The organism is Pseudomonas eutrophicaquae (assembly GCF_023544715.1).
In the GTDB taxonomy this organism is placed as follows: Bacteria; Pseudomonadota; Gammaproteobacteria; order Pseudomonadales; family Pseudomonadaceae; genus Geopseudomonas.
On sequence record NZ_JAMJEZ010000029.1, the window covers coordinates 1 to 24,136 of the forward strand.

At 64.5% G+C, this 24,136-nt stretch carries 22 protein-coding genes; 14 read left to right on the plus strand and 8 right to left on the minus strand.

Annotated features, from left to right (window positions below):
* From MXC11_RS10910 to MXC11_RS10935, 5 genes are all read left to right on the plus strand, one after another.
* The coding region (locus MXC11_RS10910) for an electron transfer flavoprotein subunit alpha/FixB family protein (protein WP_250010218.1) at nt 1–336 on the plus strand (336 nt) is incomplete at its 5' end.
* A gap of 121 nt (nt 337–457) precedes the next feature.
* A complete protein-coding gene (locus MXC11_RS10915) occupies nt 458–1,264 on the plus strand; it encodes a substrate-binding periplasmic protein (protein WP_250010219.1) in 807 nt (268 codons plus the stop codon).
* 31 nt (nt 1,265–1,295) lie between these two features.
* Nucleotides 1,296–1,649 (plus strand): DUF4398 domain-containing protein, encoded by a 354-nt coding sequence (locus MXC11_RS10920; RefSeq protein ID WP_250010220.1) that lies wholly within the window; start codon nt 1,296–1,298, stop codon nt 1,647–1,649.
* The gene (locus MXC11_RS10925; protein WP_250010221.1) at nt 1,646–2,452 is read left to right on the plus strand and encodes an OmpA family protein; all 807 of its coding nucleotides are present in this window, start codon (nt 1,646–1,648) and stop codon (nt 2,450–2,452) included. The genes MXC11_RS10920 and MXC11_RS10925 overlap by 4 nt, the downstream gene beginning before the upstream one ends.
* 411 nt (nt 2,453–2,863) lie before the next feature.
* Nucleotides 2,864–3,118: a hypothetical protein gene (locus tag MXC11_RS10935; protein WP_250010222.1), complete on the plus strand. Its 255-nt coding sequence runs from the start codon at nt 2,864–2,866 to the stop codon at nt 3,116–3,118.
* Here MXC11_RS10935 and MXC11_RS10940 read toward each other — a convergent pair.
* Complete coding sequence (locus MXC11_RS10940; protein WP_250010223.1) at nt 3,115–3,294, minus strand: DUF2897 family protein; 180 nt, start codon at nt 3,292–3,294, stop codon at nt 3,115–3,117. The two genes, MXC11_RS10935 and MXC11_RS10940, sit on opposite strands and share 4 nt — an antisense overlap.
* Nucleotides 3,295–3,421: 127 nt before the next feature.
* Between MXC11_RS10940 and pyrF the strand changes: the two genes are divergently transcribed.
* On the plus strand, nt 3,422–4,120 hold the full coding sequence (gene pyrF, locus MXC11_RS10945; RefSeq protein ID WP_250010224.1) for an orotidine-5'-phosphate decarboxylase: 699 nt from the start codon (nt 3,422–3,424) through the stop codon (nt 4,118–4,120).
* A 40-nt stretch (nt 4,121–4,160) separates the two neighbouring features.
* Here pyrF and MXC11_RS10950 read toward each other — a convergent pair whose 3' ends face one another.
* A complete protein-coding gene (locus MXC11_RS10950) occupies nt 4,161–4,721 on the minus strand; it encodes a Smr/MutS family protein (RefSeq protein ID WP_250010225.1) in 561 nt (186 codons plus the stop codon).
* Nucleotides 4,722–4,864: 143 nt separating this feature from the next.
* On the opposite strand from MXC11_RS10950, the gene prmB reads away from it, so the two are divergent.
* From prmB to MXC11_RS10990, 8 genes are all read left to right on the plus strand, one after another.
* On the plus strand, nt 4,865–5,782 hold the full coding sequence (prmB, locus tag MXC11_RS10955) for a 50S ribosomal protein L3 N(5)-glutamine methyltransferase (RefSeq protein ID WP_250010226.1): 918 nt from the start codon (nt 4,865–4,867) through the stop codon (nt 5,780–5,782).
* A gap of 70 nt (nt 5,783–5,852) precedes the next feature.
* Nucleotides 5,853–6,944, plus strand: a complete 1,092-nt coding sequence (aroC, locus tag MXC11_RS10960) for a chorismate synthase (protein ID WP_250010227.1) — start codon at nt 5,853–5,855, stop codon at nt 6,942–6,944.
* Nucleotides 6,945–7,016: 72 nt separating this feature from the next.
* The gene (locus MXC11_RS10965) at nt 7,017–8,189 is read left to right on the plus strand and encodes an MFS transporter (RefSeq protein ID WP_250010228.1); all 1,173 of its coding nucleotides are present in this window, start codon (nt 7,017–7,019) and stop codon (nt 8,187–8,189) included.
* Nucleotides 8,190–8,235: 46 nt separating this feature from the next.
* Nucleotides 8,236–8,781, plus strand: a complete 546-nt coding sequence (locus tag MXC11_RS10970) for a cupin domain-containing protein (RefSeq protein WP_250010229.1) — start codon at nt 8,236–8,238, stop codon at nt 8,779–8,781.
* Between the two features lie 152 nt (nt 8,782–8,933).
* A complete protein-coding gene (locus MXC11_RS10975) occupies nt 8,934–12,773 on the plus strand; it encodes a response regulator (protein WP_250010230.1) in 3,840 nt (1,279 codons plus the stop codon).
* Between the two features lie 36 nt (nt 12,774–12,809).
* Complete coding sequence (locus MXC11_RS10980; protein WP_250010231.1) at nt 12,810–13,892, plus strand: response regulator; 1,083 nt, start codon at nt 12,810–12,812, stop codon at nt 13,890–13,892.
* A gap of 174 nt (nt 13,893–14,066) precedes the next feature.
* Nucleotides 14,067–15,503, plus strand: coding sequence for a circularly permuted type 2 ATP-grasp protein (locus tag MXC11_RS10985; RefSeq protein WP_250010232.1), 1,437 nt, complete (start codon nt 14,067–14,069; stop codon nt 15,501–15,503).
* Between the two features lie 12 nt (nt 15,504–15,515).
* On the plus strand, nt 15,516–16,472 hold the full coding sequence (locus tag MXC11_RS10990) for an alpha-E domain-containing protein (protein ID WP_250010233.1): 957 nt from the start codon (nt 15,516–15,518) through the stop codon (nt 16,470–16,472).
* 106 nt (nt 16,473–16,578) lie between these two features.
* Here MXC11_RS10990 and MXC11_RS10995 read toward each other — a convergent pair whose 3' ends face one another.
* The 6 genes from MXC11_RS10995 to MXC11_RS11020 form a co-directional block, all read right to left on the minus strand.
* Nucleotides 16,579–18,678, minus strand: a complete 2,100-nt coding sequence (locus MXC11_RS10995) for a TonB-dependent receptor domain-containing protein (protein ID WP_250010234.1) — start codon at nt 18,676–18,678, stop codon at nt 16,579–16,581.
* Nucleotides 18,679–18,916: 238 nt separating this feature from the next.
* Nucleotides 18,917–19,891 carry a cytochrome-c peroxidase gene (locus tag MXC11_RS11000; protein WP_462938122.1) on the minus strand — a complete coding sequence of 325 codons (975 nt, stop codon included), beginning with the start codon at nt 19,889–19,891 and terminating at the stop codon, nt 18,917–18,919.
* A 43-nt stretch (nt 19,892–19,934) separates the two neighbouring features.
* Entirely contained in the window at nt 19,935–20,531 is a 597-nt protein-coding gene (locus tag MXC11_RS11005) for a cytochrome b/b6 domain-containing protein (RefSeq protein ID WP_250010236.1), read from the minus strand.
* Between the two features lie 2 nt (nt 20,532–20,533).
* Nucleotides 20,534–22,132, minus strand: coding sequence for a tetrathionate reductase family octaheme c-type cytochrome (locus MXC11_RS11010; RefSeq protein WP_250010237.1), 1,599 nt, complete (start codon nt 22,130–22,132; stop codon nt 20,534–20,536).
* A gap of 63 nt (nt 22,133–22,195) precedes the next feature.
* A complete protein-coding gene (locus MXC11_RS11015; protein WP_250010238.1) occupies nt 22,196–23,164 on the minus strand; it encodes an SLAC1 anion channel family protein in 969 nt (322 codons plus the stop codon).
* A gap of 105 nt (nt 23,165–23,269) precedes the next feature.
* Nucleotides 23,270–23,914: a peroxiredoxin gene (locus MXC11_RS11020; RefSeq protein WP_250010239.1), complete on the minus strand. Its 645-nt coding sequence runs from the start codon at nt 23,912–23,914 to the stop codon at nt 23,270–23,272.
* Between the last annotated feature and the right edge of the window lie 222 nt (nt 23,915–24,136).

Here is a 24,136-nt window from a genome sequence, read left to right on the forward strand (position 1 = left end):
TCCGGCGGGCGCGGCCTGCAGAACGGCGAGAACTTCCAGCTGCTGTATCAGCTGGCCGACAAGCTCGGCGCCGCGGTGGGTGCCTCGCGCGCGGCGGTGGATGCTGGCTTTGTGCCCAACGACATGCAGGTCGGCCAGACCGGCAAGATTGTGGCGCCGCAGCTGTATATCGCGGTGGGCATCAGCGGCGCGATCCAGCACCTGGCGGGGATGAAGGACTCCAAGGTGATCGTGGCGATCAACAAGGACGAGGAAGCGCCGATCTTCCAGGTTGCCGATTACGGCCTGGTCGCCGACCTGTTCGAGGTGGTTCCGCAGCTGCAGCAGGCGCTGTAAGCCGCTGAGGCTGTCGAAAAACCCGCTCAATGAGCGGGTTTTTTGTATCGGCAGCGCTCATGCGGCGCAGGTACACTGACGTTCTGCCTATTTTCATCGCCCGCTCTTCAAGAGGTTCTGCATGCGCATTCGCTCTGTACTGCTTGCACTGGGGCTGAGCCTGTCGCTGTTGCCGCTGGCCGAGGCGGCCGGCAAGTGCGAGCGTCTGGTGGCCACCGGGCATCCGGATCAGCCGCCTTATCTGTGGCGCGACCCGCAAAATCCGCAGCAGCTGATCGGTGCCAGTGCCGATCTGCTCAAGGCTCTGGGGCAAGCCGTGGGCGTGCGTATCGATATCCGTCACGGCGGCAAGCCGGCGGCGGCAATCGAGGAGGTGCGCAGTGGGCGTGTCGATCTGCTGCTGGGCAGCCCCGCGGCCTTTGAGGGGCTGACACAGTTTGATTACCTCTATCCGGCCTATGCCGAACGCACGGTGGCGGTCTGGACGCTGCCGGAGCGTGCGCCGCTGTTCACCCGTCTTGAGGATCTGGCGCGTCATCGTGGTCAGGCGCTGGAGCGGGCCAGTTATCCGGCGGCGGTGCGGGAGAGGCTGGGCCGTTTGCAGCCCCCGGCCGCGCCCCTGAACGGGGCAGCGCTGCAGGCGCTCTTGCAGGGGCGTCAGGATTATCTGCTGATGGAGCTTAAGGCCGGGCAGATGTTGCTCGAGCAGCAGGGCGCGATCAACTCGGTGGTGGCATTGCAGCCGGCGCTGGGCAGTGAGTCGTTGCATCTGGCGCTTTCCCATAACTCGGCCTGCAATGATGCCTGGCTGCGCGGTCAGCTGGCGCGGCAGCTGAGCGAGCTGCAGCGCAGTGGGCAGATGGCACAATGGCTGGACGATAACCGGCAGCGCTGGATCCGCCAGCAGGCCGCCGCGCCAAAGCCCTGAGTCCGGTATGCGAGGCAGAGAGGAAAAGGATATGTGCAGGCTGCGAGCCTTGATATTGCTGGGTGTAACTGCCGCGCTGGTGGCCGGTTGCGCCAATGACCCACCGCCCCGTGAGCAGCTGCAGCTCAGCGAGCGGGTTATTGCCCAGGCGTGCCAGCTGGGCGCCGAGGCGCCGCTTATTGACGGGGCAGAGACCCGCTTGCAGGCCGCCCGAGAGGCCTTTGCGAGCGGAGCCCATCGCCAGGCTCGCCGGCTGGCCGAGCAGGCGGAGCTGGATGCGCGGCTGGCCGAGGCCCAGGCGCTGACCCAGCGCGGTCGCCAGCATCTGGATGAGCTGCGCGTACAAATTGAGCGTCTGCTGCTGCAGATCAAGGAGCAGCCATGAGGTGTCGTATCCTGCCGATGACCCTGCTGGGCATGCTGCTGGCCGGCTGTGCCCGTGATCCGGCAACCCTGCAGGCCCTTGAGCAGGCCCGCAGCCGCATCGCGCCACTGGCTGACGATCCTCAGGTGATGGCTCAGGCGCCGCTGGATGTCACCCGGGCGCGTGAAACGCTGGCCCGGGCCGAGCGTCTGGCCGAGTTTGTCGGCGGCGCCGCCGATGCCCGGCATTATGCGCAGCTTAGCGAGCGCTATGCGGCGATCGCCCTTGAGCATGGACGCCAGGCGGCGGACCGTGAGGAGCTGGCGCGCTTAAAGCGTCAGGAGCAGCGCTTGCAGCAGGTGTTGCGCGAAGTGCAGCTGCAACGCGCCGAAGATCACAGCCGCTGGCTGGAAGAGCAGCTGGCGATGCTGAGCAGCGCGGAAGGTGAGCGGGGGCTGGTGATGACGCTCGGCGATGTGCTGTTCGATTTCGGCAGCGCCGAGCTGCATCCACGGGCGACCCGCACACTGGTGCAGTTGTATCGCTTCCTGCAGCGCTATCCGCAGCGCTCTGTGCGGATCGAGGGGTACACCGATAACCGCGGTACGGCGGCGCGCAATCTTCAGCTGGCGCTGGCGCGGGCGCAGGCGGTGGCGGCGCTCTTGGAGGCGCTGGGGCTTGATGCGCAGCGTATTGAGGTGCGCGGTTATGGCGAGGCGTACCCGCTGGTGGCCAATGCGTCCTCACGCGGGCGGGCGCAAAATCGCCGGGTCGAGATCGTGCTCTCCGATGAGCAGGGGCGTCTCGGTCCTGAGCGGCCCTAAGCCATGTCGGTACGCTCGATGTGGCGTGTGGGGCTCTGCTGCCTGCTGAGTGGCTTGTGGCTGAGCGGCTGCGATTCACCGCCGCCGCCCACCCCGTCAACCGTGCAGGAGCACGCCGGTCCGGTAGTCTCCCCCGAAGCCGAAGCCGAAGCCGAAGCCGAAGCCGAAGCCGAAGCCGAAGCTGAAGCCATCCAGCGCGATAGGCCGGTGCAGTCGTCGGCCCCGTCGAGCCCAACGCCCACGGCCGCTGCCACACCGCCGCACACCACGGCACCTGCCGCCCGGCAGGCTTCCCGCGAGGCGCCCGCTTTAGCGAAGCGGCCTGCATCTTCAGCCGATCCGGTGGCCGCGCCGCAGGCCACTGCAAGCAACATCCGGCGCGCACCGGCAAAGCCCGCGCCTGCAGCAACGATGCCCGGCAAAACGCGCACGCCGCTGGATCTCAGCCTGCCGCCCGCGCTGATCACCCGCTTCGACGCCGCCAGCGATGCCCCGGCAGAGCCATTGCCAGCCTTGTTGCCGCCGTTGTTCAAGGGCGAGTCCTCGCAGGCTCCGCGCAGCTTCGAGCTGGGCGGGCGGCTGCTGACCAGCGAGCCTGACACCGAGCGCGACGATTACTGGGACACCATCGAAGGCGCGGAGCTTGAGCTGCGTTTTCGCCGTTAATCGTCGCGTTCTGTAGCCTTTTCTTCGCGCTTTTCAAACTCGGCATTGCGCGCTTTCATGCGCTCCAGCGCGTCCTGATCCAGCGGCATCTTGTCGGCGCTGTCGCGCAGCAGCAGCAAGCTGCCGGCGACCATGCCGAAGGCGAGGGCAATCAGCAGCCAGGCGAACCAAGGCATTTTCAGTTTCCTGCGATATCGGGGATATTTGCCCACCATAGCTGCTGCGGAGAGTGCTGTCGCCCGGCGCGCAGGCTCAGGTGGCTGGGGTACAATGCGCGGCGTTTTGACCCGGAGAATCCACGCCATGCCCTGCCAGACCCCGATCATCGTTGCCCTTGATTTCCCCAGCCGCGAGGCCGCGCTGGCGCTGGCCGCGCAACTCGACCCCAGCCTGTGCCGGGTCAAGGTCGGCAAGGAGCTGTTCACTCGCTGTGGCCCCGCGGTGGTCGAAGCGCTGCAGGCGCAGGGCTTTGAGGTGTTCCTCGATCTGAAATTCCATGACATCCCCAACACCACGGCGATGGCGGTCAAGGCGGCGGCCGAGCTGGGCGTGTGGATGGTCAACGTGCATTGCGCCGGCGGGCTACGCATGATGGCGGCCTGCCGCGAGACTCTCGACGCCCACCACGGCCACACGCCACTGCTGATCGGCGTGACGGTGCTGACCAGCATGGAGCGTGGCGATCTGGCCGGTATCGGGCTGGATGTCGAGCCGCAGGAGCAGGTACTGCGCCTGGCGGCCCTGGCGGCGCAGGCCGGACTGGATGGACTGGTCTGCTCGGCCAAGGAAGCGCCGGCGCTCAAGGTGGCGCAGCCGGCGCTGCAGCTGGTCACACCAGGGATCCGTCCGGCCGGCAGCGCGGCGGATGATCAGCGGCGCATCCTCACCCCGGCTGAGGCGCTCGCCGCCGGCTCGGATTATCTGGTGATCGGCCGGCCGATCAGTCAGGCCGCGGATCCAGCAGCGGCGCTGGCGGCGGTGGTGGCTGAACTGCGCGGCTGATCAGTGTGGCCGGCTGCGTTTCAGTGCGCAGCCGGTCGCCTTACTCGTCGCGCCCCTCAAGCATGGTGCGCTTGAGCAGCACATAAAGTGACCCGGTGCCGCCGTGGCGCGGCAGGCAGGAGCAGAAACCGAGCACCTGCGGATGCTGGCGCAGCCAGGTGTTGACGTGGCTCTTGATCAGCGGGCGCCGCCCATCCAGACGGGCCGCCTTGCCGTGGGTGACCCGCACGCAGCGCACCTCCAGCGGTATGGCCTCGGCGAGAAACGCCCAGAGCGTCTCGCGTGCCTTCTCGACACTCATGCCGTGCAGATCCAGGCTGCCTTCAAAGGCGATCTGTCCGGCCTTGAGCTTGCGCATCTGGCTGTCCTGAACGCCGTCACGCGCCCAGTACAGCTCATCCTCAGCGCCGACATCTATGACGAACAGATCCGACAGCCCATCCACCGTGGTGGTCTGGGTGGTCAGCAGGGCATTTTGCTGGCGCTGGGTCAGACTCTGGCGGTCAGCGCGGCGCTTGCCGGTGTCGGCGCGTGCCTCGACCTGGATGCGCTTGACCCCGCGCATCTCGCTGTGGAACAGGGAAACATCGTCGTCTTGCATGGCTGGTCCTCCGCGACAGGTCGGCGATTCTAACGGATGCGCCGCCATCGGGAAGCCTGTGGCAGCGGCTAAACCGGCCACTGGGGATGCCCGGGGCAGGGCGCTCGGCTAGAATGCCTGCCCTGCTACCGGAGCCGCTTGCCATGACCGAATCCACCCACCTTTGCAGTATCCGTGACCTGATCCGCTGGGGCGTGAGCCGCTTCCACGAGGCCGAGCTGTTCTTCGGTCACGGCACCGACAACGCCTGGGATGAGGCGCGCCTGCTGGTGCTCGGTGCCCTGCATCTGCCCTGGGATACGCCGACCGAGTACCTGGACTGCCGTCTGGAGGCAGACGAGCAGGCGGCCGTGCACGCACTGCTGCAGCGACGTGTCGAGGAGCGCATACCGGCAGCCTATCTGCTCGGCGAGGCCTGGTTCTGCGGACTGCCCTACGTGGTGGATGAGCGGGTGCTGGTGCCGCGCTCACCGATCGGCGAGTTGATCGAGGGCCGCTTCGCCCCGTGGCTGGCCGGTGCTCCGGCACGGATTCTCGATCTGTGCACCGGCTCGGGCTGCATTGGCCTGGCCTGCGCGCAGGCCTTCCCCGAGGCGGAGGTGGTGCTGGCGGATCTGTCTTTTGAGGCGCTGGAGGTGGCCAACCTGAACATCGAGCGCCATCAGCTCGAGGAGCGCGTCTACACCGTGCAGGGCGATGGCTTTGATGGCCTGCCGGGGCAGCGCTTTGACCTGATCGTCTCCAATCCGCCCTATGTCGATGCCGAAGACTTTGCCGACATGCCGGCTGAGTTTCACCATGAGCCGGCACTGGGGCTGGCCTGTGGCGCGGACGGGCTGGATCTGGTGCGTCGGCTGCTGGCGGAAGCGGCGGATCACTTGAACGAAAATGGCCTGCTGGTGATCGAGGTCGGCAACAGTCAGGTGCATATCGAGGCCGCCTATCCCGAGGTGGATTTCCACTGGGTCGAGTTCACCCGCGGCGGACATGGCGTGTTCGTGCTGAGCGCCACGCAGTGCCGTCGTCATCAGGCGCTGTTCCAGGCGCGGCTGGGCGGCTGAGGCGGCGTTTGCAAAGCGGCGCAGGGCTGTATACTTGGCAGCCCTCGATTTCCCGCCGCGGAGCACCTGCATGTCTGGCAATACTTACGGCAAGCTGTTCACCGTCACCACCGCCGGTGAAAGCCATGGTCCGGCGCTGGTCGCCATTGTCGATGGCTGCCCGCCGGGCCTTGAGCTGTCGCTGGAGGATCTGCAGCGTGATCTGGACCGCCGCAAGCCGGGCACCAGCCGCCACACCACCCAGCGTCAGGAAGCCGACGAGGTGGAAATCCTCTCCGGCGTGTTCGAAGGCAAGACCACCGGTTGCCCGATCGGCCTCTTGATCCGCAATACCGACCAGAAGTCCAAGGACTACTCGGCGATCAAGGACCTGTTCCGCCCGGCCCACGCCGACTACACCTACCACCACAAGTATGGCCTGCGCGACTACCGGGGCGGTGGCCGCAGCTCGGCGCGCGAGACCGCCATGCGCGTCGCCGCTGGCGCGATCGCCAAGAAGTACCTGGCCAGCCTCGGTATCACGGTGCGCGGCTACATGAGCCAGCTTGGGCCGATCGAGATCCCGTTCAAGACCTGGGACAGCGTGGACGACAACGCCTTCTTCAGCCCCGACCCGGACAAGGTGCCGGAGCTGGAGGCCTACATGGATCAGCTGCGCCGTGACCAGGACTCGGTCGGCGCGAAGATCACCGTGGTCGCCGAAGGCGTGCCGCCGGGTCTCGGCGAGCCGATCTTCGACCGTCTCGACGCGGAGCTTGCCCACGCGCTGATGAGCATCAACGCGGTCAAAGGCGTGGAGATTGGCGCTGGCTTTGCCTGCGTCGCCCAGCGCGGCACCGAGCACCGCGATGAACTGACCCCGGAGGGCTTTCTCTCCAACCATGCCGGCGGCGTGCTTGGCGGTATCTCCAGCGGCCAGCCGATCGTCGCTCATCTGGCGCTGAAGCCGACATCCAGCATCACCACCCCCGGCCGCTCGATCGACGTGCAGGGTAATCCGGTGGACATCATCACCAAGGGTCGCCATGACCCGTGCGTCGGCATCCGCGCCACGCCGATTGCCGAGGCGATGATGGCCATCGTGCTGCTTGATCATCTGCTGCGTCATCGCGCGCAGAATGCCGAGGTCAAGGTCAGCACCCCGATCCTTCCTCAGCGCTAAGCCGCTGGCGCACCCACGCGGCCTGGCGCCCGTGGGTGCGCGGTCCCTCTGCAGTGCCTGCGGTGAATGTCGATGAGCGAGGCTTTGCCGTACTGGCGGCTGTCCGGTTTCTACTTCAGCTACTTTGCCCTGCTCGGTGCGACGGCGCCGTTCATGGCGCTGTACCTGGATCACCTAGGGTTTTCCGCGGCGCGCATCGGTGAGCTGCTGGCGATTCCCATGCTGATGCGCTGCATAGCGCCCAATCTGTGGGGCTGGCTGGGCGATCGCAGCGGTCGGCGTCTGGCCATCGTGCGCCTGGGCGCGCTGCTGACCCTGCTGAGTTTTGCCGCGATCCTCTACCGGCAGGACTACACCTGGCTGGCGCTGGTAATGGCGTTGCACGCCTTTTTCTGGCATGCCGTGCTGCCACAATTTGAAGTGATCACCCTCGATCATCTCGGCCCGCAGGCAGCGCGTTACAGCCAGATCCGCCTGTGGGGTTCGATCGGTTTCATTGTCGCGGTCGTCGGGCTGGGCTGGCTGCTGGAGCGCCTCGCGCTGGCACATTACCCGCTGCTGGTGCTGCTGATTCTGGCCCTGATCATCGCCAGTAGCCTGTGGGTGCCGGAGGCGCCGGCCCGCGCGCAGCCAGAGGTCTTGGGTGCGGGCAGTCTGTGGCAGCAACTGCGCGCCCCGGGCGGCTGGGCGTTTCTGCTGGCGGTGGCCTTGATGCAGTTCAGTCATGGACCTTACTACACCTTCATCACCCTGTACCTGGAGCGGCTGGGCTATGAGCGCAGCCTGATCGGGGTGCTCTGGGCACTGGGGGTGTTGGCAGAAATCCTGATGTTCATGCTGATGGCCCGCATGCTGGCGCGCTACTCGGTACGCCAGGTGCTGCTGGTCAGTCTGCTGCTGGCCAGTCTGCGCTGGCTGCTGCTGGGGCAATTGGCCGATCAGCTGGCGGTGCTGCTGCTGACCCAGTTGCTGCATGCCGCGACCTTCGGCAGTTTTCATGCCGCCTGTGTGCATTTCATCCGCCACCGCTTTGCCGCACGGCAGCAAGGGCAGGGGCAGGCGCTATACGCTGCGCTCTCCGGGGTGGGTGGGGCGCTGGGGGCGCTGTATGCTGGGTATGCTTGGCACCTGTGGGGCGCCGGCCTGACGTTTGCGCTGGCCAGCCTGTCGGCGTTGCTGGCAGCGTTGATTATCGCGGGCTGGCTGCCGGCCGGTGCGCGTATGCGTTCTCCATCTGCGGGCTGAGGGTCAGGGTATTGCCCCTGCTGTGCTGCCGCGCGGTTTTCTTTTTATGAGGTTCGATCTGATGAGCAGCCTGAGCGTCTATCACCACCAGCAACCCCAGCAGCCGGAGAAAATCCTCAACCATGTCGAGGACATCACCCGCGTGCTGGCGGATCTGCAGATTCACTTTGCCCAGCATGATCCCAAGGGCTGGCCCGGCGTCGAGGCCGATCCGCGTGACTGGCAGGCGCTGCTGGGTGAGTTGTGCGGTACAGCGGTGGCCGAGCTGCCGCTGCAGTGGTGCTGCGCCAGTCGTCAGGCACCCCTGGAGGCGGCGCAGCGTGAGCGCGAAGCGGCCGAGCAGGTCGCCGAGCAGCCGCGGATCTGTCTGGTGGTGGGCGGGCGGATGCTCTGCCTGCTGCAGGTGGGCGAGCGGCTGTATGCCGTGCGTGCGCAGCGGGGCGATCTGCTGGTGATTCCGCCTGGCGTGCCGCATGGCTTCGATTTTGGTGAGGAGCCGCACGTCACCCTGCTGCGCCAGGCGGTGCCGCTGCAGAGCAGTGATGCACCGTTTTACGTTTGGGCGGCCGGCTTTGCCGGGCTGGATGACTGAGTAGCGCCGCGCTGCGTGGGGATGTTTTCGTGATGCCATACCCGTGCTCAGGCGGTGGTGCTATGTTCAAGGAAGTACCGCAGCGCCTGCCCTGCCGCTGAACCGACCAGCAGGGCAGGTCAGGCTGCGGCAGGGCAGGGAGTGAGGCAGAGATGAAACTGGGTAATCGCGGACGCCTGCTGACCTGGCTGTTGAGCGGGCTGCTGGCGCTGGCTACGGTCGGGGTGCTGATTGCGTTCGTGACCACCGAGGCGCGACGTGCCGAAGCTAGGCGCCTGCATGAAGCCCATGAGGCCCTGAGCCAGTTCAAGCTGAGCAGCCATGAGCTGACCGCGGCGCTGCGCAATTACGTGGTGACCGGGAGCGAGGAGCAGGGGCAGATCTTTCTCGCCGAGAAAAGCCTGCTGGAGCGCCGGGATGCCTTCGTGGCACTGCTGCGCTCCCTGGAGCCGCCGGCGGAGCAGCAGGTACTGCTGGACAGCGTGAGCCATGAGGCCGAAGTGCTGCTGGAGCTCGGCTGGCAGGCCTTCTCCGCGGCGGGTGGGGGCTTTCGTGACAGCGCCCTCGACTGGGTGTTCGGCTCGCGCTACGAGCAAACCCGGCGTGAGCTGCTAGAGCAGCTGCGTGCGCTCAACCGCTGGCTGGTGGCCGAAGAGCAACGACGCCTGATCCATCTGGAGCGCTCGGCGCAGCAGGCCATGCTGCTGGCCATGTTGCTGCTGGGCGGCAGTCTGCTGCTGATCCTGCTGGTGCTGCGCAATTTCTACCAGCGGCGCGTGTTGACGCCCTTGGTCGAGATGACCGACACCACTCGCGAATTGCTGGCCGGCGATACTGACGTGGGCTATGGGCATGCCACGGAGGTGTCCGAAATCGGTGACCTCAGCCGGGCGCTGATCCGCTTCCAGAACACCCTGCGCGAGCTGGACGAGCAGCGCCAGCGCCTGCGGGATGCCGAAGCCTGGTATCGGCAGATCATCGAGTTCTCGCCGGATGGCATGCTGATCATCGATGCCGAGGGGCGCATCCTGATCGCCAACAGCCACGCTCACCAGCTGTTCGGCTATGGGTCGGGCGCTCTGGTGGGTCTTTCGGTCGATCAGCTGATTCCCGAGGCCCAGCGCGCGCTCCATGCCGAGCTGCGTCAGCGTCTGGGGCAGGGGCAGGAACTTCACGCGCTGCTGGAGCAGCTCAGTGGTGATACCCAGGCGCTCGACCGTCAGGGGCAGATCCTGTCGATTGGCTCACGCCTCAACTGCCTGCCACCGATGGAGGGGCGCAGTGTCAGCCTCTGCATGACGGTGCGCGACATCAGCCAGCGCAAGCGCTATGAGCAGACCATTGCCGATCAGCTGGTCTTCCAGCGTGTACTGCTGGATACCCTGCCGTACCCGATCTTTTTCAAGGATGCCGAGGGGCGCTATCTGGGGGTCAATCATGCCTTCCAGCAGGCGTTCTCCGTGGATGAAGCCGAGGTGATCGGCAAGACGGTGCTGGAGCTGCCCGGCCTGACCCAGGAGCAGCGCGAGCTGTTCCATGCGGCCAACCGCCAGGTACTCGGCAATGGTCAGCCGCATGCCTGCGAATCCTGGCTGCCCGGGCCTGAGGGCCGTGATTATCCGGCCATCTACGCGCTGTCCAGCTATCGGGACAGCACGGGCCGGGTGGCCGGACTGGTCGGCTCGTTCATTGACATCAGCACGCAAAAAGAGGCCGAGCACGCCCTGGCCCGCGCCCGCGATCTGGCTGAGCAGACCACCCGTCTCAAGTCGGATTTTCTCGCCAACATGAGCCACGAAATCCGCACGCCGATGAATGTGATCATGGGCATGGCGCATCTCGCGCTGGATAGCCAACCGCCGGCGCAGCTGGGCAATTACCTGCGCAAGATCTACACGGCGGCTGAAGGGCTGCTGGGCATCATCAATGACATTCTCGACTTCTCCAAGATCGAGGCGGGCAAGCTGCATGTCGAGGAGGTCGAGTTCCAGCTCGAGGGGCTGCTTGGGCAACTGGCCGAGCAGGCAGCGCTGCGGGTGCAGGCCAAGGGGCTGGAGCTATTGCTGGATATCGCCGCGGATGTGCCGCCGACCCTGCTGGGGGATCCGCTGCGCCTCGGGCAGGTGCTGAACAATCTGCTCAGCAACGCGATCAAGTTCACCGAACAGGGCGAGATCACCATCAGCGTGCGGGTTGAGCAGCGCATTGGCGATCAGGCGCGGCTGTACTTTGCGGTGCGTGATACCGGTATCGGCCTGGAGCCTGCGCAGTGCGTTCACCTGTTCGAGGCCTTCACGCAGGCCGATTCCTCCACGTCGCGGCGTTACGGCGGTACCGGCCTTGGACTGGCGATCTGCCGGCAGCTGGTCAGCCTGATGGGCGGGGAGATCGGCGTCGAGTCGCAGCCTGGGGTCGGCAGTACCTTCCACTTCAGCCTCCCGCTGCGGGTGATCGAATCGCCGCGCGCTGATGCTGCGCTCTTGGCCGACGGTGACGAGCTGCTGGGCATGCGCCTGCTGGTGGTGGACGATAACGCTAGCGCTCGGGAAATCCTCACCGGCATGCTGGTCGCGCTGCAGTTTCAGGTGGACTGCGCCGAGTCGGCGCTTGAAGCGCTCGAGCGGCTCGAGGCAGCCCGCGAGGCCGGGCAGCCGTATGCGCTGGTGATCATGGACTGGGTGATGCCCGGCATGGATGGCGTGGAGGCGATTCGTACCCTGCGTCAGCGCTGGCCGCGTGCCGAGTGGCCGCGGGTGCTGATGGCCACTGCCTACAGCCGTGACGAGCTGCGCGCCCAGCTGCGTGCGGATGAAGAGGTCGAAATCATCGTCAAGCCGGTGACCCCCTCCACGCTGCTCGATGGTGTGCTCAGTGCCTGCGGTCGCCAGCGGCCGCCGTCGATGGTGCGCCAGGAGCAGCAGGTGGTGATGCTCGAAGCCCAGACGGCCTTGCGCGGCGCCCACCTGCTGCTGGTCGAGGACAATCTGGTCAATCAGGAGATGGCGCAGGAGATCCTCTCGCGGGCCGGCCTGCAGGTCGATGTGGCCGCCAACGGGGCCGAGGCGCTGGCCATGCTGGCGCGCAACCGCTATGACGGCGTGCTGATGGACTGTCAGATGCCGGTGATGGATGGCTTCGAGGCGACGCGCCGTTTGCGTCAGCAACCAGACTTTGCCGACTTGCCGGTGATCGCGATGACCGCCAACGCCATGGCCGGGGATCGCGAGGCCTGCCTGGAGGCCGGGATGAATGATCACATCGCCAAGCCCATCGATATCGCGCAGCTCTTTATTACCCTGCATCGCTGGGTGCATCCGCAGGTCGTGTCGGTGGCGGTGCCGGAGCCTGCACCCGATGATGAGGCACTGCCTTTGCCGCCGATCACCGGGCTGTCGCTTGAGGCCGCCCTGCAGCGTCTGGGCGGCAATCGCGGCTTGTTGCGCAAGCTGATCGGCCGCTTCCGCGATACCCAGGGCGAGGTGGTGACACAGATCCGTGCGGCGCTGGCCGCAGGTGAGGCGGACACCGCGGTGCGTCTGGCCCATACCCTCAAGGGGCTGGCGGGCAATCTGGGCGCCGAGGCGCTGGTACAGCAGGCCGCGAATGTCGAGCAATGCCTGCGGCAAGCGGGCAACCCCGGGCTTGAAGCGGCGCTGGAGGCCTTGCAGCGCGTGCTGCAGGAGCTGCTGGCGCAGATTGATCGCGCCCCGCTGGTGGCTTCGGATCATCCGGCCACGCAGGACTCCGCGCTGGATCACGCGGCGCTGGCGGCCGCGCTGCAGCGGTTGCAGCAGCTGCTGGCCGAGGATGATGGTCAGGCCCGCCAGTGTCTGCAGGGCTGTCAGGGTGCCTTGCAGCAACGTGGCCTGCAGGCCGAGGCGCAGGCGCTGGAAAGCCTGATCGCCCGCTATGACTACGAGCAGGCGCTGGTGGTCCTGCAGCGCCTGCTGGATGCGCAGCCGGGGCTGGCAAGCCTTCCGCCGTCAGGGTAGTCTCGGAAAAACGATAATCAGGACAAGGGAATAGCCGTGACTCAGGAGCTGCTGCAGCGCACTATCCTGTTGGTCGATGATGTGGCGGACAACATCGACATCCTCAATGAGGTGCTCTCGCCTCACTACCGGACTCGTGTGGCGCTCTCGGGCGAGAAGGCGCTGAAGATTGCGTTCTCGGCCACCCCGCCCGATCTGATTCTGCTCGACATCATGATGCCCGGCATGGATGGCTACGCCGTCTGCGAGGCTCTCAAGCGCAATCCCGATACCCGGGCGATTCCGGTGATCTTCATCACCGCGATGAGCGAAATGGAAGACGAGCGCCACGGTCTTGAGCTGGGCGCCGTCGATTACATCACCAAGCCGATCAGCCCGCCCATCGTACTGGCCCGGGTTCGCACCCACCTTGCTTTGTACGACCAGAACCGCGAGCTGGCCCGCCAGGTGCACGCCAAGACCGCCGAGCTGCGCCGTACTCGCCAGCAGATCATCCACCGCCTTGGGCGGGCTGCGGAGTTTCGTGACAACGAGACCGGCAATCACATCATTCGCATGAGTCATTTCAGCCGGTTGATCGCCGAGGCGGCGGGGCTGGGTGAGCGCAGCGTGGACATCCTCTTCAACGCCGCGCCGATGCACGATGTCGGCAAGATCGGCATTCCTGACAGCATTTTGCTCAAGGCCGGCCCCTTGAACGAGCAGGAGTGGGTGACCATGCGCGGCCATCCGCAGATCGGAGCCGACATCATCGGTCAGCACAGCGATGAGCTGCTGCAGGCCGCCAGCACCATTGCGCTCTGCCACCATGAAAAATGGGATGGCAGCGGCTACCCGCAGGGGCTCAAGGGCGAGGATATCCCCCTGATGGCACGCATTGTCGCGCTGGCGGATGTGTTCGATGCCCTGACCTCGGCACGTCCCTACAAGGCGCCGTGGCCGCTGGAGCAGGTGCTGGAATACATCGATGGGCAGTTCGGGCTGCATTTTGACCCGGCCCTGCGCAAGCCTTTCTATCAGGTGCTGCCGCAGATTATCGACATTCACGATCAGTTCGCCGACCGCCATGGTGCTCTGGAGGATCTGCAGCCGGCTGAGGCGCACGGCGCTCTGTCATGATGCGCCTGCCCCGCAATGGGGCAGCCGTATCGCTCGGCGGGCCGCAAGGTGTACCCGTCGAGTGCTGGTAAAGACCGCTTTTTGCATGCAATTGATTGATTTATAAGAAAAATAATAACTGGCGCGCACCTTGCAGGATGTACGCCACGCCGCAGGAAAAGGGAGCCCGAGAGCATGGTTCGCCGTATTTACGATGAGATGTATGACGCCAGTGGCCTGTGCCGGCCGCACTATCAGGCGTTTTCCCGCTGGTTGGGAGCCACCCCGGCACAGCAGCTGGAGCAGCGCCGCCGCGAGGCTGATCTGCTGTTCCACCGGGCAGGGATTACCTTCACGCTCTATGGGGATGATCAGGGCACCGAGCGCCTGATTCCCTTCGACATCATTCCGCGCAGCATTCCCGCCAGTGAGTGGCGCAAGGTCGAGCAGGGCTGTATCCAGCGGGTACGCGCACTCAACCTGTTCTTGCGCGACATCTACCACGAGCAGCGCATCATCAAGGCGGGCTTGGTGCCTGCCGAGCAGGTGCTGGGCAACGAAGGCTACCAGCGTGCCATGCAGGGGCTTGATCTGCCTCATGATCTGTATGCACACATCGCCGGGGTGGATCTGGTACGCGACGGTGATGGCACCTATTACGTGCTGGAGGACAATCTGCGCACCCCGAGCGGGGTGTCCTACATGCTGGAAAACCGCAAGATGATGATGCGGCTGTTCCCTGAGCTGTTTGCCGCGCAGCGCATCGCACCGATCAACCACTATCCGAATCTGCTGCTCGACACCCTCAAGAGCTCCAGCCGGGTCGAGAGCCCGTGCGTGGTGGTGCTGACGCCCGGTCGCTACAACAGTGCCTACTTCGAACATGCCTTCCTGGCCCGCGAGATGGGGGTCGAGCTGGTCGAGGGGGCGGATCTGTTCGTGCGTGACGAGCGGGTGTACATGCGCACCACCGCCGGTCCGCAGGTGGTGGATGTGATCTACCGGCGCATCGATGATGCCTTCCTGGACCCGCTGGCTTTTAATCCCGACTCGATGCTCGGGGTGCCCGGCCTGCTGGACGCCTACCGCAAGGGCCATGTGGTGCTGGCCAACGCCATCGGCACCGGCGTGGCGGATGACAAGTCGATCTATCCCTATGTGCCGGAAATGATCCGCTTTTACCTGGATGAGGAGCCGATTCTTGCCAATGTGCCGACCTGGCAGTGTCGCCGGCCGGCCGAGCTGTCCCATGTGCTGGCCAACCTTGAACAGCTGGTGGTCAAGGAAACCCAGGGCTCGGGTGGCTACGGCATGCTGGTGGGGCCTGCGGCCAGTCGGGAGGAAATCGAAACCTTCCGTGCGCGCCTCAAGGCCAATCCGGCGGCCTATATCGCCCAGCCGACCCTGAGCCTGTCCACCTGTCCGACCTTTGTCGAAAGCGGTATCGCCCCGCGGCATATCGACCTGCGGCCCTTCGTGCTATCCGGGCGCGAAACCCGCCTGGTGCCGGGCGGGCTGACCCGCGTGGCGCTGCGCGAGGGTTCGCTGGTCGTCAACTCCTCGCAGGGCGGGGGTACCAAGGACACCTGGGTGGTCGAAGACGCCCATATGCCCGATCAACGCCAAGCCTGAGGAAGGGACATCATGCTGAGTCGTACCGCTGCCGATATCTACTGGATGGCACGCTATCTGGAGCGTGCAGAAAACCTGGCCCGCATGCTGGATGTCAGCCATTCGCTGGCACTGATGCCGCAGGACGGTCGGGGTGATGGCCTGCAGGAACTGGCCATGCCACTGCTGATCACTGGCACCCTGGATGCGTATCTTGAGCGCCACGGCGAGCTGGATGCCGGGCGCCTGCTGCACTTTTTTGCCGTCGATGCCGACAACCCGGCGAGTATCTACAACTGCCTGCGTGCCGCCCGTGGCAATGCCCACGCGGTGCGCGGGCGGATTTCCGCGGATATGTGGGAAAGCGTCAACGCCACCTGGCTCGAGATGCGCGGCATGAGCGCCGATGAGCTGGCCAACAATGGGGTCAGCCATTTCTGTGAGTGGCTCAAGGAGCGCGTGCAGCTGTTCCACGGTGCGACGGAAAGCACCCTGATGCGCGCCAATGCCTACCGCTTCATTCGCCTCGGCACCTTTATTGAACGCGCTGACAACACCCTGCGCCTGCTCGATGCACGCCACCAGCTGATGGGCCGTGACGTGCCGGAGGAGTCGCCGGCGCATGTCTATTACGAGTGGAGTGCGCTGCTGCGCGCGCTGTCGGCCTTCGAGGCTTACGCCACGCTGTATCGCGGCTCACCGAAGATGGCCTCGGTGGCGGAATTGCTGCTGCTGCGCGCCGAAGTGCCGCGCTCGCTACGCACCTGCGTCACGGTGCTGAGCCAGGTACTGGTCGAACTGCCCAGCACGGGGCGCCCGGCACAGCGCATGGCCGCGGAGCTGGAGGCGCGCCTGCGTTTTACCTCGATCAGCGAGGTGCTGGAGGCGGGGCTAGAGGACTGGATCACCGACTACATCGAGCAGCTGCGTCAGCTGGGTGATGCGATCAACAGCGCCTATCTGGAAACAACGCCTGAGCCGGTGGCCTGACAGATGGTGATGAGCCACCTGTAGGTTGGGTAAGGCTGGCGCCCGGACGGTGATCCGGGCGCCCGCCATACGGGGCAAGGTCAGGCGTACATCACCCGACCCTGGTTCAGAAGAACCAGTCGGCGGACATCTTGAGATTGCGCCCCGGCTCGAGGATCGCGTACTGCTCACCGGCTACAGCGGTAGCGGTATTGGTGCGCTGCAGCGTGCGTACCGTGGTGTGATCGGCATAGCGCTTGTCCAGCAGGTTGTCGATGCCAACCGTCAGCACCAGCCCATCCTGCTCGCTGCGGGACATCCATGACAGGCGCAGGTCATGCACGCCATAACCCGGCTTGTCGGGATTGCCGACCGGAACATCGCTCAGGCGCTGAACTGCCGTCAGGGTGTAGCCGGCTGACCACTGCGGCGCAAAAGCCCACTCGCTATCCAGTACCAGACGATCTCCGGTAGAGACGCCGACCCGTGCGGAGTCGCCGCGCGTGTCCAGGGGTTGTCTATCCCAGTTGCGGATCACATTGTGGCTGTAGACGGCGTTGAGCAGCAGGTTGTCGATGCCCCAGTGGCCACTCAGTTCATAGCCGCGGCTGACGATGCTGCCCGGCGCATTGAAGATGCGGTCCGTGCGGCCATTGGCGCCCTCGCCGGGGATCACCTGATAGTCGCGGATATGGGTGTTGTAGGCGCGCCATTCCAGGCCGGCATGATCCCCTGCACTGAGCAGCGATTGTGTGTGCCAGCGTATGCCGACCTGGCGCTGCTGGGCCCGTTCGGGATCAAGATGACCGCGCTCGCCGAGCTGGAAATTGGCGGTGTACTTTTGCAGCCAGCCCGCCTGATTGAGTTTGCCGCCACGCACCGACTCACCGTAGCCGGCAAACAGGGTCAGATCCCGTCCGGCCAGAGGGTTCCATTCCAGACTGGCATTGGGTGACCAGGCTTCACCCGAGGTGCCAAACCCTGCGGCGGCATAGCGGGTATCGTAGAAGTCCCCACGCAGACCAAGCGACAGGCGAACGGCGCCCACATCGAGGCGATCCTGTACAAAGACGCCGTAGTTGAGGGCACGTTCGTCGTAGTGGGCGTTGCCGTCCCAGCGATATCCTCGATCGTGGAAGTGATCAACACCGGCCGTCAGGGCATGGTCAATACCGGCACTGGCAAAGCGCCAGGTGTTGCGAATGTCCGCACCCTGACTGCGGGTTTCGTACTGTTCATCAGCCGCCGGGCGGTACAGATGGAGGCGGCTGTCGTTGCGGTACAGGGTGGTCTGCAGATCCAGCAGCGACTGTCCGGCGGGCTGGTAGCGGTGACGCAGGGTAAAGGTGTCGCGGTAACTTTTCTGATGGTCGTTATTCTGCACTGCATTGCCGGTCTGCCAGGGCACGTTGGCACGCAGGATGCCGCCGGTATTGCTGTTGCGCTCGGCAGACAGCCACAGGCTATGGCCTTGCTGGTCAAGGGCACTGAGCTTTAACAAGTAGCTGTCGCGCTGGCCATCGGTAAAGCGAATCCGCTCCCCCTCGCCATCGCGTGCCGTACCGCTGTCCAGGTTACGGGCATAGGCGAGCAGGCCGATATTTTCTGCCAGCAGGCCATAGGCGGAGAGCACGCCGCCGCGTGTTTCCGTTTTGTGTTCCAGCTGGCCACCGAGGCGCGCACCGAAGCGTCGTCCGGGCAGTAGCAGATCCTGAGCATCGACGGTTTCAAAGCGAACACTGCCGCCCAGTGCGCCCGGACCGCCATCGGCGGGTGCGGGTCCACTGTCGATTTCGACTTCCTTGAGCAGGTAGGGGTCAACCTGTATCCGTCCCTGGTGGTGGAAGAGGTTGGCGCCTTGGCGGGCGCCATCGATCTGGATATTCAGGTTCAGATCCTCAACCCCACGCAGCATGATCTTCTGCCCGTTGCGCGCTCCCGAGCCGACCTGAATGCTCGGCTCGGTCTTGAAGACATCCTGGAGATCGCTCGCCTGAGTTTTTTGCAGTCGCGTGGTATCCAGCTGGCGGCGCTGTGTTTCCAGCGGGGGCGCTTTGATCTCTTGCTGTTCCAGCTCCAGAGGTGTGGGGGCATCCGCAGCGGGGGAGGTTTCAGGCTGCTCATGAGCCAGAGCCGGCATTCCCAACAGGCTGAGGAGCAGGGTAAGGGCAGAAGAGGTGTTCAGCGATACGGCGGACGGGTGGTGGTGCGGGGCAGCAGGGGGCATCGGTGGTGGCTCGGCAGGCAAAATGGGTTGATATAATGTTGCATTATATACCCTGCGCAGTATTTTTCAGCTGCAAACTGCCCCACAGTCTTGCCGTGTCTATGGTGAGGTGCGCGGGAGCTGGAGGGCCTGTGTGGCGTGTGGACTGGATGCGGCCGGAGGCTGGCGGGCTTGAGTCAGTCGTCGACGCCGGTAGCCCGGCGTCGACGTGGTGAGCTTGGTGCTCAGGCAGCGACCGTTACTCGAACGGCTGCGGGCGCGGTGTGTCGTTATTGGACGGCGGCAGGATCGGCATGGCAAAGCTGGGTTGCTCGCCGGTCAGGGTCTTGAGGAAGGCGGTGATCTTGCCGATTTCCTCTTCCTTGAGCTGGCGACCCAGCTGCAGGCGAGCCATCACGTCGACGGACTCTTCCAGTTTCCAGTAGGCGCCATCATGGAAGTAGGGGTAGGTCAGCTCGACGTTGCGCAGGGTCGGCACCTTGAACTTGAAGCGATCCGCATCCTTGCCAGTCAGTGCGGCAACACCTTCTGCCGGGTTATCGGTCTTGTAGGGCTCGACCAGACCCATTTTCTGGAAGGAGTTGCCACCGACCGCCGGGCCGTTATGACAGGCGGTGCAGCCGATGTCCTTGAACAGCTTGTAGCCTTCGAGCTCGACCTGGGTCATGGCCTTCTGATCGCCCAGCAGCCAGCGGTCGAAGCGTGAATGCGGCGTGACCAGCGTCTCCTCGAAGGCGGCAATCGCATCGGTCACTTCATCGATGGTGATCTTGTCGACCTTGTAGACGGACTTGAACTCGGCGCGGTACTGGGGGATCGAGCGCAGGGTATCGACCGCCAGGCTGTGGGTGAAGGCCATCTCGCCGGGGTTGGCGATCGGGCCTGCCGCCTGCTCCTTGAGGTCGGCCGCGCGGCCATCCCAGAACTGGGCAAGGTTCATGCTGGAGTTGAGGACGGTGGGCGAGTTGATCGGGCCTTTCTGCCAGTTATGGCCGATCGAGGTCTGCAGGTTGTCGCTGCCGCCCATGCTCAGGTTGTGGCAGGAGTTGCAGGAAATGAAGCCGGAGCGGGACAGGCGCGGATCAAAGAACAGCTTCTTGCCGAGCTCGACCTTGGCGGGGTCGGTGATCTTGGCGGGCTGGATCGGCTGGATGGGCTCGTTGTTCGGGCTCATGGCCCAGGCATTGGCTGCGCAGAGCAGGCTCAGGGTCATCAGAGTCTTTTTCATCAGACAGTCTCGCTTGTTATATGGAGTTTCAGTGGCGCTCTTCCCAGCCGCTGATCATGGCCCTGATGTGAGCCAGCGGCGTGTGTCCGGTCGTGGTCAGGTACACATGGACGATCAGGAAGGTCAGCATCAGGAAGGCGCCTACGGTGTGCAGCAGAGCAATCTGCTCAAGGCCCAGCCAAGCAGGCAGATAACCCTCCAGGCGATGGCGGAACAGATACAGCAGGCCGCTGATCCAGATCAGGGGGTTGATCAGCAGCAACACGCCTAGATAGGCGATGCGCTGTAGCGGATTGTGCTTGCGCTCGCGCGTCACCTTGTAGGGATGCGGAGCGCCGACGAAGATCCCGTGGGCGTAATAGCGCGCCACCCGGCCGATGTTCTCCAGCGTCGGGATGTATTGCTTCCACTGCCCCGTGGTGAAGTGCCAGAAGATGGCGAAGATCCACAAGGTGATCAGCAGCCAGGCTGCGACCTCATGTACGATCACCGCGCGGCGAAAATCGAGCAGCGCATGACTGCCGTGAATGGCAAAGCCACTGAACAGCAGGGTGATGATCAGGGCCGCCTGCGACCAGTGCCAGAACCGCTCGAAGCGGGTGAACAGATAAAGGCGCTCGCTCATGATCAGGTCCTCTGGCGGCGGTAATGAGCTATCAGGCGTAGCAGGGCGTGCCCCAGGACACCCAGCAGGGCAAGGCCTGCGAGGGTGAAGCCGGCGCGATTCAGCCAGGCATGCTGATGCTGGCCGGGCATCCAGATGCCCGGTACGTTGGCCAGGCGGCCCTCGGGGGCATGGCACTGGGCGCAGTCCAGCGCCTGCTCCTTGGGGGCGACCATGTGGGTGATGGGCCACTGCATCGAGGTATCGACGAAGTCGAACTGGCCGCTGTAGGGCAGACCGCTGGCATCCGCACCGGCCTGCAGGGCTTTGGCCCAGTCAAAGTTGTACCAGAAGGCCGTATCGTCCGGGATGGCCGTGTGCGGGATCAGCAGGGTCATGTGCTGGGTGTCATACGGCTGGCGACCGTGGAAGGTCTTGATCGGCCAGATGCGCGCCGCCGGATCACCTGGCGTGCCGAGGAAGCGGTTGATCGGTACCCGTGTACTCGGGTCGATGCGGGTGTCGGGCTGCACATAGCTGACCCGTCCATCGAACCACACATAGTCCGGCGTGACATTTTCCCCAAGCACGAAGCTGCCCTTGCGGCTGTCGTACACCACATGCCCCTGTTCATCCTTGAGCTGATAGGGTTTGCCCTCGGCATTCATGCGCCCTGCGACCGACCAGTCCCAGGCCATCTTGGTCGGCACGCCACCGCGGGCAAAGGTCGGGATGTGGCAGCTCTGGCAGGCCAGCGTACCGGCATGATCGTTGAGACGGGTGGCATGCAGCAGATCATTCTGGTGCGGTCGATCACTATGACAGGCCTGACAGGTGGCCGGATTACGCTCCGTGCGCTCGCCACGCAGCAGGGCGGCATGGGGATCGCTGGCGGTCATGTTGATGCGACTGCCGGGGATCTTGTGCTGGTCGGCCGCATGGCAGGTCGAGCAGGTGAAGTTGGCACCAGCACTGGCCATGTGCACGTCCAGATCGCGGTGCGGATCGTTCAGTGAGCTGTCCAGATCGCCATGTTTGACCCCATCGCCACCGCCTCCGTAGTAGTGGCAGGTGCCGCAGGTGCGCCGTGAGGTGGCGCCGATCTGCCGGGCGACCTGGGCCAGGTCGACGGGATCGACGAACTTGCCCGACCCTGGCGGTAGTTCGGTGCGTACATAAGCCGGGTGGCCCGCCAAGCCGCCGGGCTTGAGGTAGTTGCCGGTGTTATGACAGGCCAGGCAGTCAACCTTGCTCTCATCGGTGAAGTCGAAGCTCGAGTCCTTCCAGCCATAGCCGATGTGGCAGGACTGGCAGAAGGCTTCATTGGAGCGATCGCCGATGCAGAAACCATTGAGCATGGTTTTCTTGCCCAGGCTTTGCCCGGTATCCGGGTTGGTGTATTCCCAGTTCCAGTGGCGGGTGGCCATCACTTGACGGGCGGCTTCGGTATGACAGCCAAGACAGGCACGGGTGACCTCTTCACCGCTCTTGAAGGGGCCTTGCAGCGCCTCGAACTGGCTGTGATCCGCCGTGGCTGACCCGGCGCTCACAGAGGTGGCCAGCCCTGCCAGGCTTAACAGCAGACCCAGCAGCCAGGCTGCCCCAGGATGCAAGCGTTTCATGGACTCTGCCCTCCCTGTCCTTACCATCGGTACCGCGCTCCTGTATGCCGTCGTGTGCGGCGCTCATTCCGCGACGCAAATCCGCCCGGCCAAGGCCATCTGCAGCGTCTTCACGATCAAGACACACACCACACTGCTCAGCAGCGCCAAGAGTACTCCCCCCAGTGCAGTATAGATGCCGATTCCGCTGCGCAAGCCCATTTCGAAGCTGGCCAGGGTCAGCGCCGCCAGTGGGAAGGAGTAGGCCCAGGCGGAAATGAAAAACGGCACCCGGAAAAAGCGTAGCGCGTTGCTGAGCAGGAGCAGGGCAAGAAACAGGGCGGTGAAGTAGAGCAGGCGCGCAAAGGCATCCAGGCTGTCGGTTAGGGCCAGCCAGGCGAGGAAGCCGACCGAGGGCGGCGCCAGCAGGATGAACAGGGTCGGCGTCAGGCGCTGGGGCAGCGGCTCATGGAAGAACAGTCGGTAGAGCACGATAGTCATCAGGACCAGCCAGAACACCAGTCCGATACTGAAGAAGAACCAGCCGATATCCGTATGGGCAAAACTGACGCCGGCGACCGGCACCATGATGTTGCCGACCACCGGGATGAACCAAGCCGGATTGGCATGCTGGATCTGAAAGTGGGTGTGATGGATCCAGCCGCTCATCACCCGCAGGGTGACGATCAGGTGCAGGACCGCACCGCTGGCCCACAATCCACGAGCAAGCTCGGGTGCGGCGTGCTGCCAGGCGGTACCCAGGAGCACCAGGCTGATGGAAATGGCAGCGAAGAAATTCTGTTTGAGCGGATGAGCACGCTCCGCGGTGACAGCCGCTGGGTGGCGTAGCCACTTCAGTAGGTAGACCAGCAGCAGGCCGATGAACAGCAGGCTGGCCAGTGCGCGCAGTACGGCACCGATCTCTCCGGGCACCTGCTCAAGCTGGCCCGCCTTGAGCCAGGCCATGGCCAGGCCGGCCATCCCCATCACACTGGCAAACAGGGCCACCGGAAAATGTGCAAGGCGGCTGCGGGTTTCGCTTGAAGGGCTCAACGGGGCGCTCCTGTGCCGGCGACTCCGGCGATCAATCAGACAAAAACGGCAAAACACCCCCACGATCTGGCCTGACAGGCCGTGGGGGTGTTCTGTGTTCAGGGATTACAGCGTCTTGGTAGAGAAGTACCAGTCGACGGTGTTGTAACCCTCAGAGGCACGCTTGTCGGCATCTTCGGCGGTCTTCGGCGGCGGCACGATGACCGGCTGGCCGGGGCACCAGTTTTCCGGGGTGGCCACGCCGTTGGCATCGGAGGTCTGCAGGGCCTCGAGCAGGCGCACGAACTCATCGATGCTGCGGCCGTTGCTCATCGGGTAGTAGACCATGGCACGCAGGATGCCGTTGGGGTCGATGAGGAAGGTGGCGCGCACAGCCTGGGTGTCGGCGGCGCCCGGGTGCACCATGCCGTAGGCGCTGGCCACCTGCATGGAGATATCTTCGATGATCGGGAAGGGGATCTCGACGCCGAATTTCTCCTGGATATTGCGCATCCAGGCCAGGTGCGAGAATAGGCTGTCGATCGACAGGCCGAGCAGTTCGCAGTTCATCGAGGCGAATTTCGGTGCCGCCTTGGCGAAGCCGATGAACTCGGTGGTGCACACCGGGGTGAAGTCAGCCGGGTGGGAGAACAGGATCAGCCACTTGCCGCGGTAGTCTTCCAGCGAGCGCTCGCCGGAGGTGGTGCGGGCCTTGAAGGCCGGGGCCGGCTCGTTGAGGCGCGGGAAGTTGATCTGTACGGTGTTTTCCATTGAAAGATCCTCGAGAGGTGGATTGCCTGGGGGTATCTGCCGTGTTGCTCCGTAAAGGTCCGACACAACAGATGACCAGGCGATGACAGAGCCTTACGTGTACTCAGTAGAGTATCTGGGGATCGATACTAGTCCAGTTTTTGATTATATTAATCCGGCAACCCAATACCCCAAATCATGCGGCATACGCGATTTTGGGATGTCGGAAGTAGGATCGAATCC

Excerpts from the sequence above, each read along its gene's own strand:
- pyrF (WP_250010224.1), top strand. The coding sequence starts at position 3,422 with ATGCCCTGCCAGACCCCGATCATCGTTGCCCTTGATTTCCCCAGCCGC.
- aroC (WP_250010227.1), top strand. The coding sequence starts at position 5,853 with ATGTCTGGCAATACTTACGGCAAGCTGTTCACCGTCACCACCGCCGGT.
- prmB (WP_250010226.1), top strand. The coding sequence starts at position 4,865 with ATGACCGAATCCACCCACCTTTGCAGTATCCGTGACCTGATCCGCTGG.
- MXC11_RS11000 (WP_462938122.1), bottom strand. The coding sequence starts at position 19,891 with ATGACCCTGAGCCTGCTCTGCGCAGCCAATGCCTGGGCCATGAGCCCG.
- MXC11_RS10925 (WP_250010221.1), top strand. The coding sequence starts at position 1,646 with ATGAGGTGTCGTATCCTGCCGATGACCCTGCTGGGCATGCTGCTGGCC.
- MXC11_RS11010 (WP_250010237.1), bottom strand. The coding sequence starts at position 22,132 with ATGAAACGCTTGCATCCTGGGGCAGCCTGGCTGCTGGGTCTGCTGTTA.
- MXC11_RS10915 (WP_250010219.1), top strand. The coding sequence starts at position 458 with ATGCGCATTCGCTCTGTACTGCTTGCACTGGGGCTGAGCCTGTCGCTG.
- MXC11_RS10965 (WP_250010228.1), top strand. The coding sequence starts at position 7,017 with ATGAGCGAGGCTTTGCCGTACTGGCGGCTGTCCGGTTTCTACTTCAGC.
- MXC11_RS10975 (WP_250010230.1), top strand. The coding sequence starts at position 8,934 with ATGAAACTGGGTAATCGCGGACGCCTGCTGACCTGGCTGTTGAGCGGG.
- MXC11_RS11005 (WP_250010236.1), bottom strand. The coding sequence starts at position 20,531 with ATGAGCGAGCGCCTTTATCTGTTCACCCGCTTCGAGCGGTTCTGGCAC.
- MXC11_RS10950 (WP_250010225.1), bottom strand. The coding sequence starts at position 4,721 with ATGCAAGACGACGATGTTTCCCTGTTCCACAGCGAGATGCGCGGGGTC.
- MXC11_RS10970 (WP_250010229.1), top strand. The coding sequence starts at position 8,236 with ATGAGGTTCGATCTGATGAGCAGCCTGAGCGTCTATCACCACCAGCAA.
- MXC11_RS10995 (WP_250010234.1), bottom strand. The coding sequence starts at position 18,678 with ATGCCCCCTGCTGCCCCGCACCACCACCCGTCCGCCGTATCGCTGAAC.
- MXC11_RS11020 (WP_250010239.1), bottom strand. The coding sequence starts at position 23,914 with ATGGAAAACACCGTACAGATCAACTTCCCGCGCCTCAACGAGCCGGCC.
- MXC11_RS10990 (WP_250010233.1), top strand. The coding sequence starts at position 15,516 with ATGCTGAGTCGTACCGCTGCCGATATCTACTGGATGGCACGCTATCTG.
- MXC11_RS10940 (WP_250010223.1), bottom strand. The coding sequence starts at position 3,294 with ATGCCTTGGTTCGCCTGGCTGCTGATTGCCCTCGCCTTCGGCATGGTC.
- MXC11_RS10920 (WP_250010220.1), top strand. The coding sequence starts at position 1,296 with ATGTGCAGGCTGCGAGCCTTGATATTGCTGGGTGTAACTGCCGCGCTG.
- MXC11_RS10985 (WP_250010232.1), top strand. The coding sequence starts at position 14,067 with ATGGTTCGCCGTATTTACGATGAGATGTATGACGCCAGTGGCCTGTGC.
- MXC11_RS10935 (WP_250010222.1), top strand. The coding sequence starts at position 2,864 with ATGCCCGGCAAAACGCGCACGCCGCTGGATCTCAGCCTGCCGCCCGCG.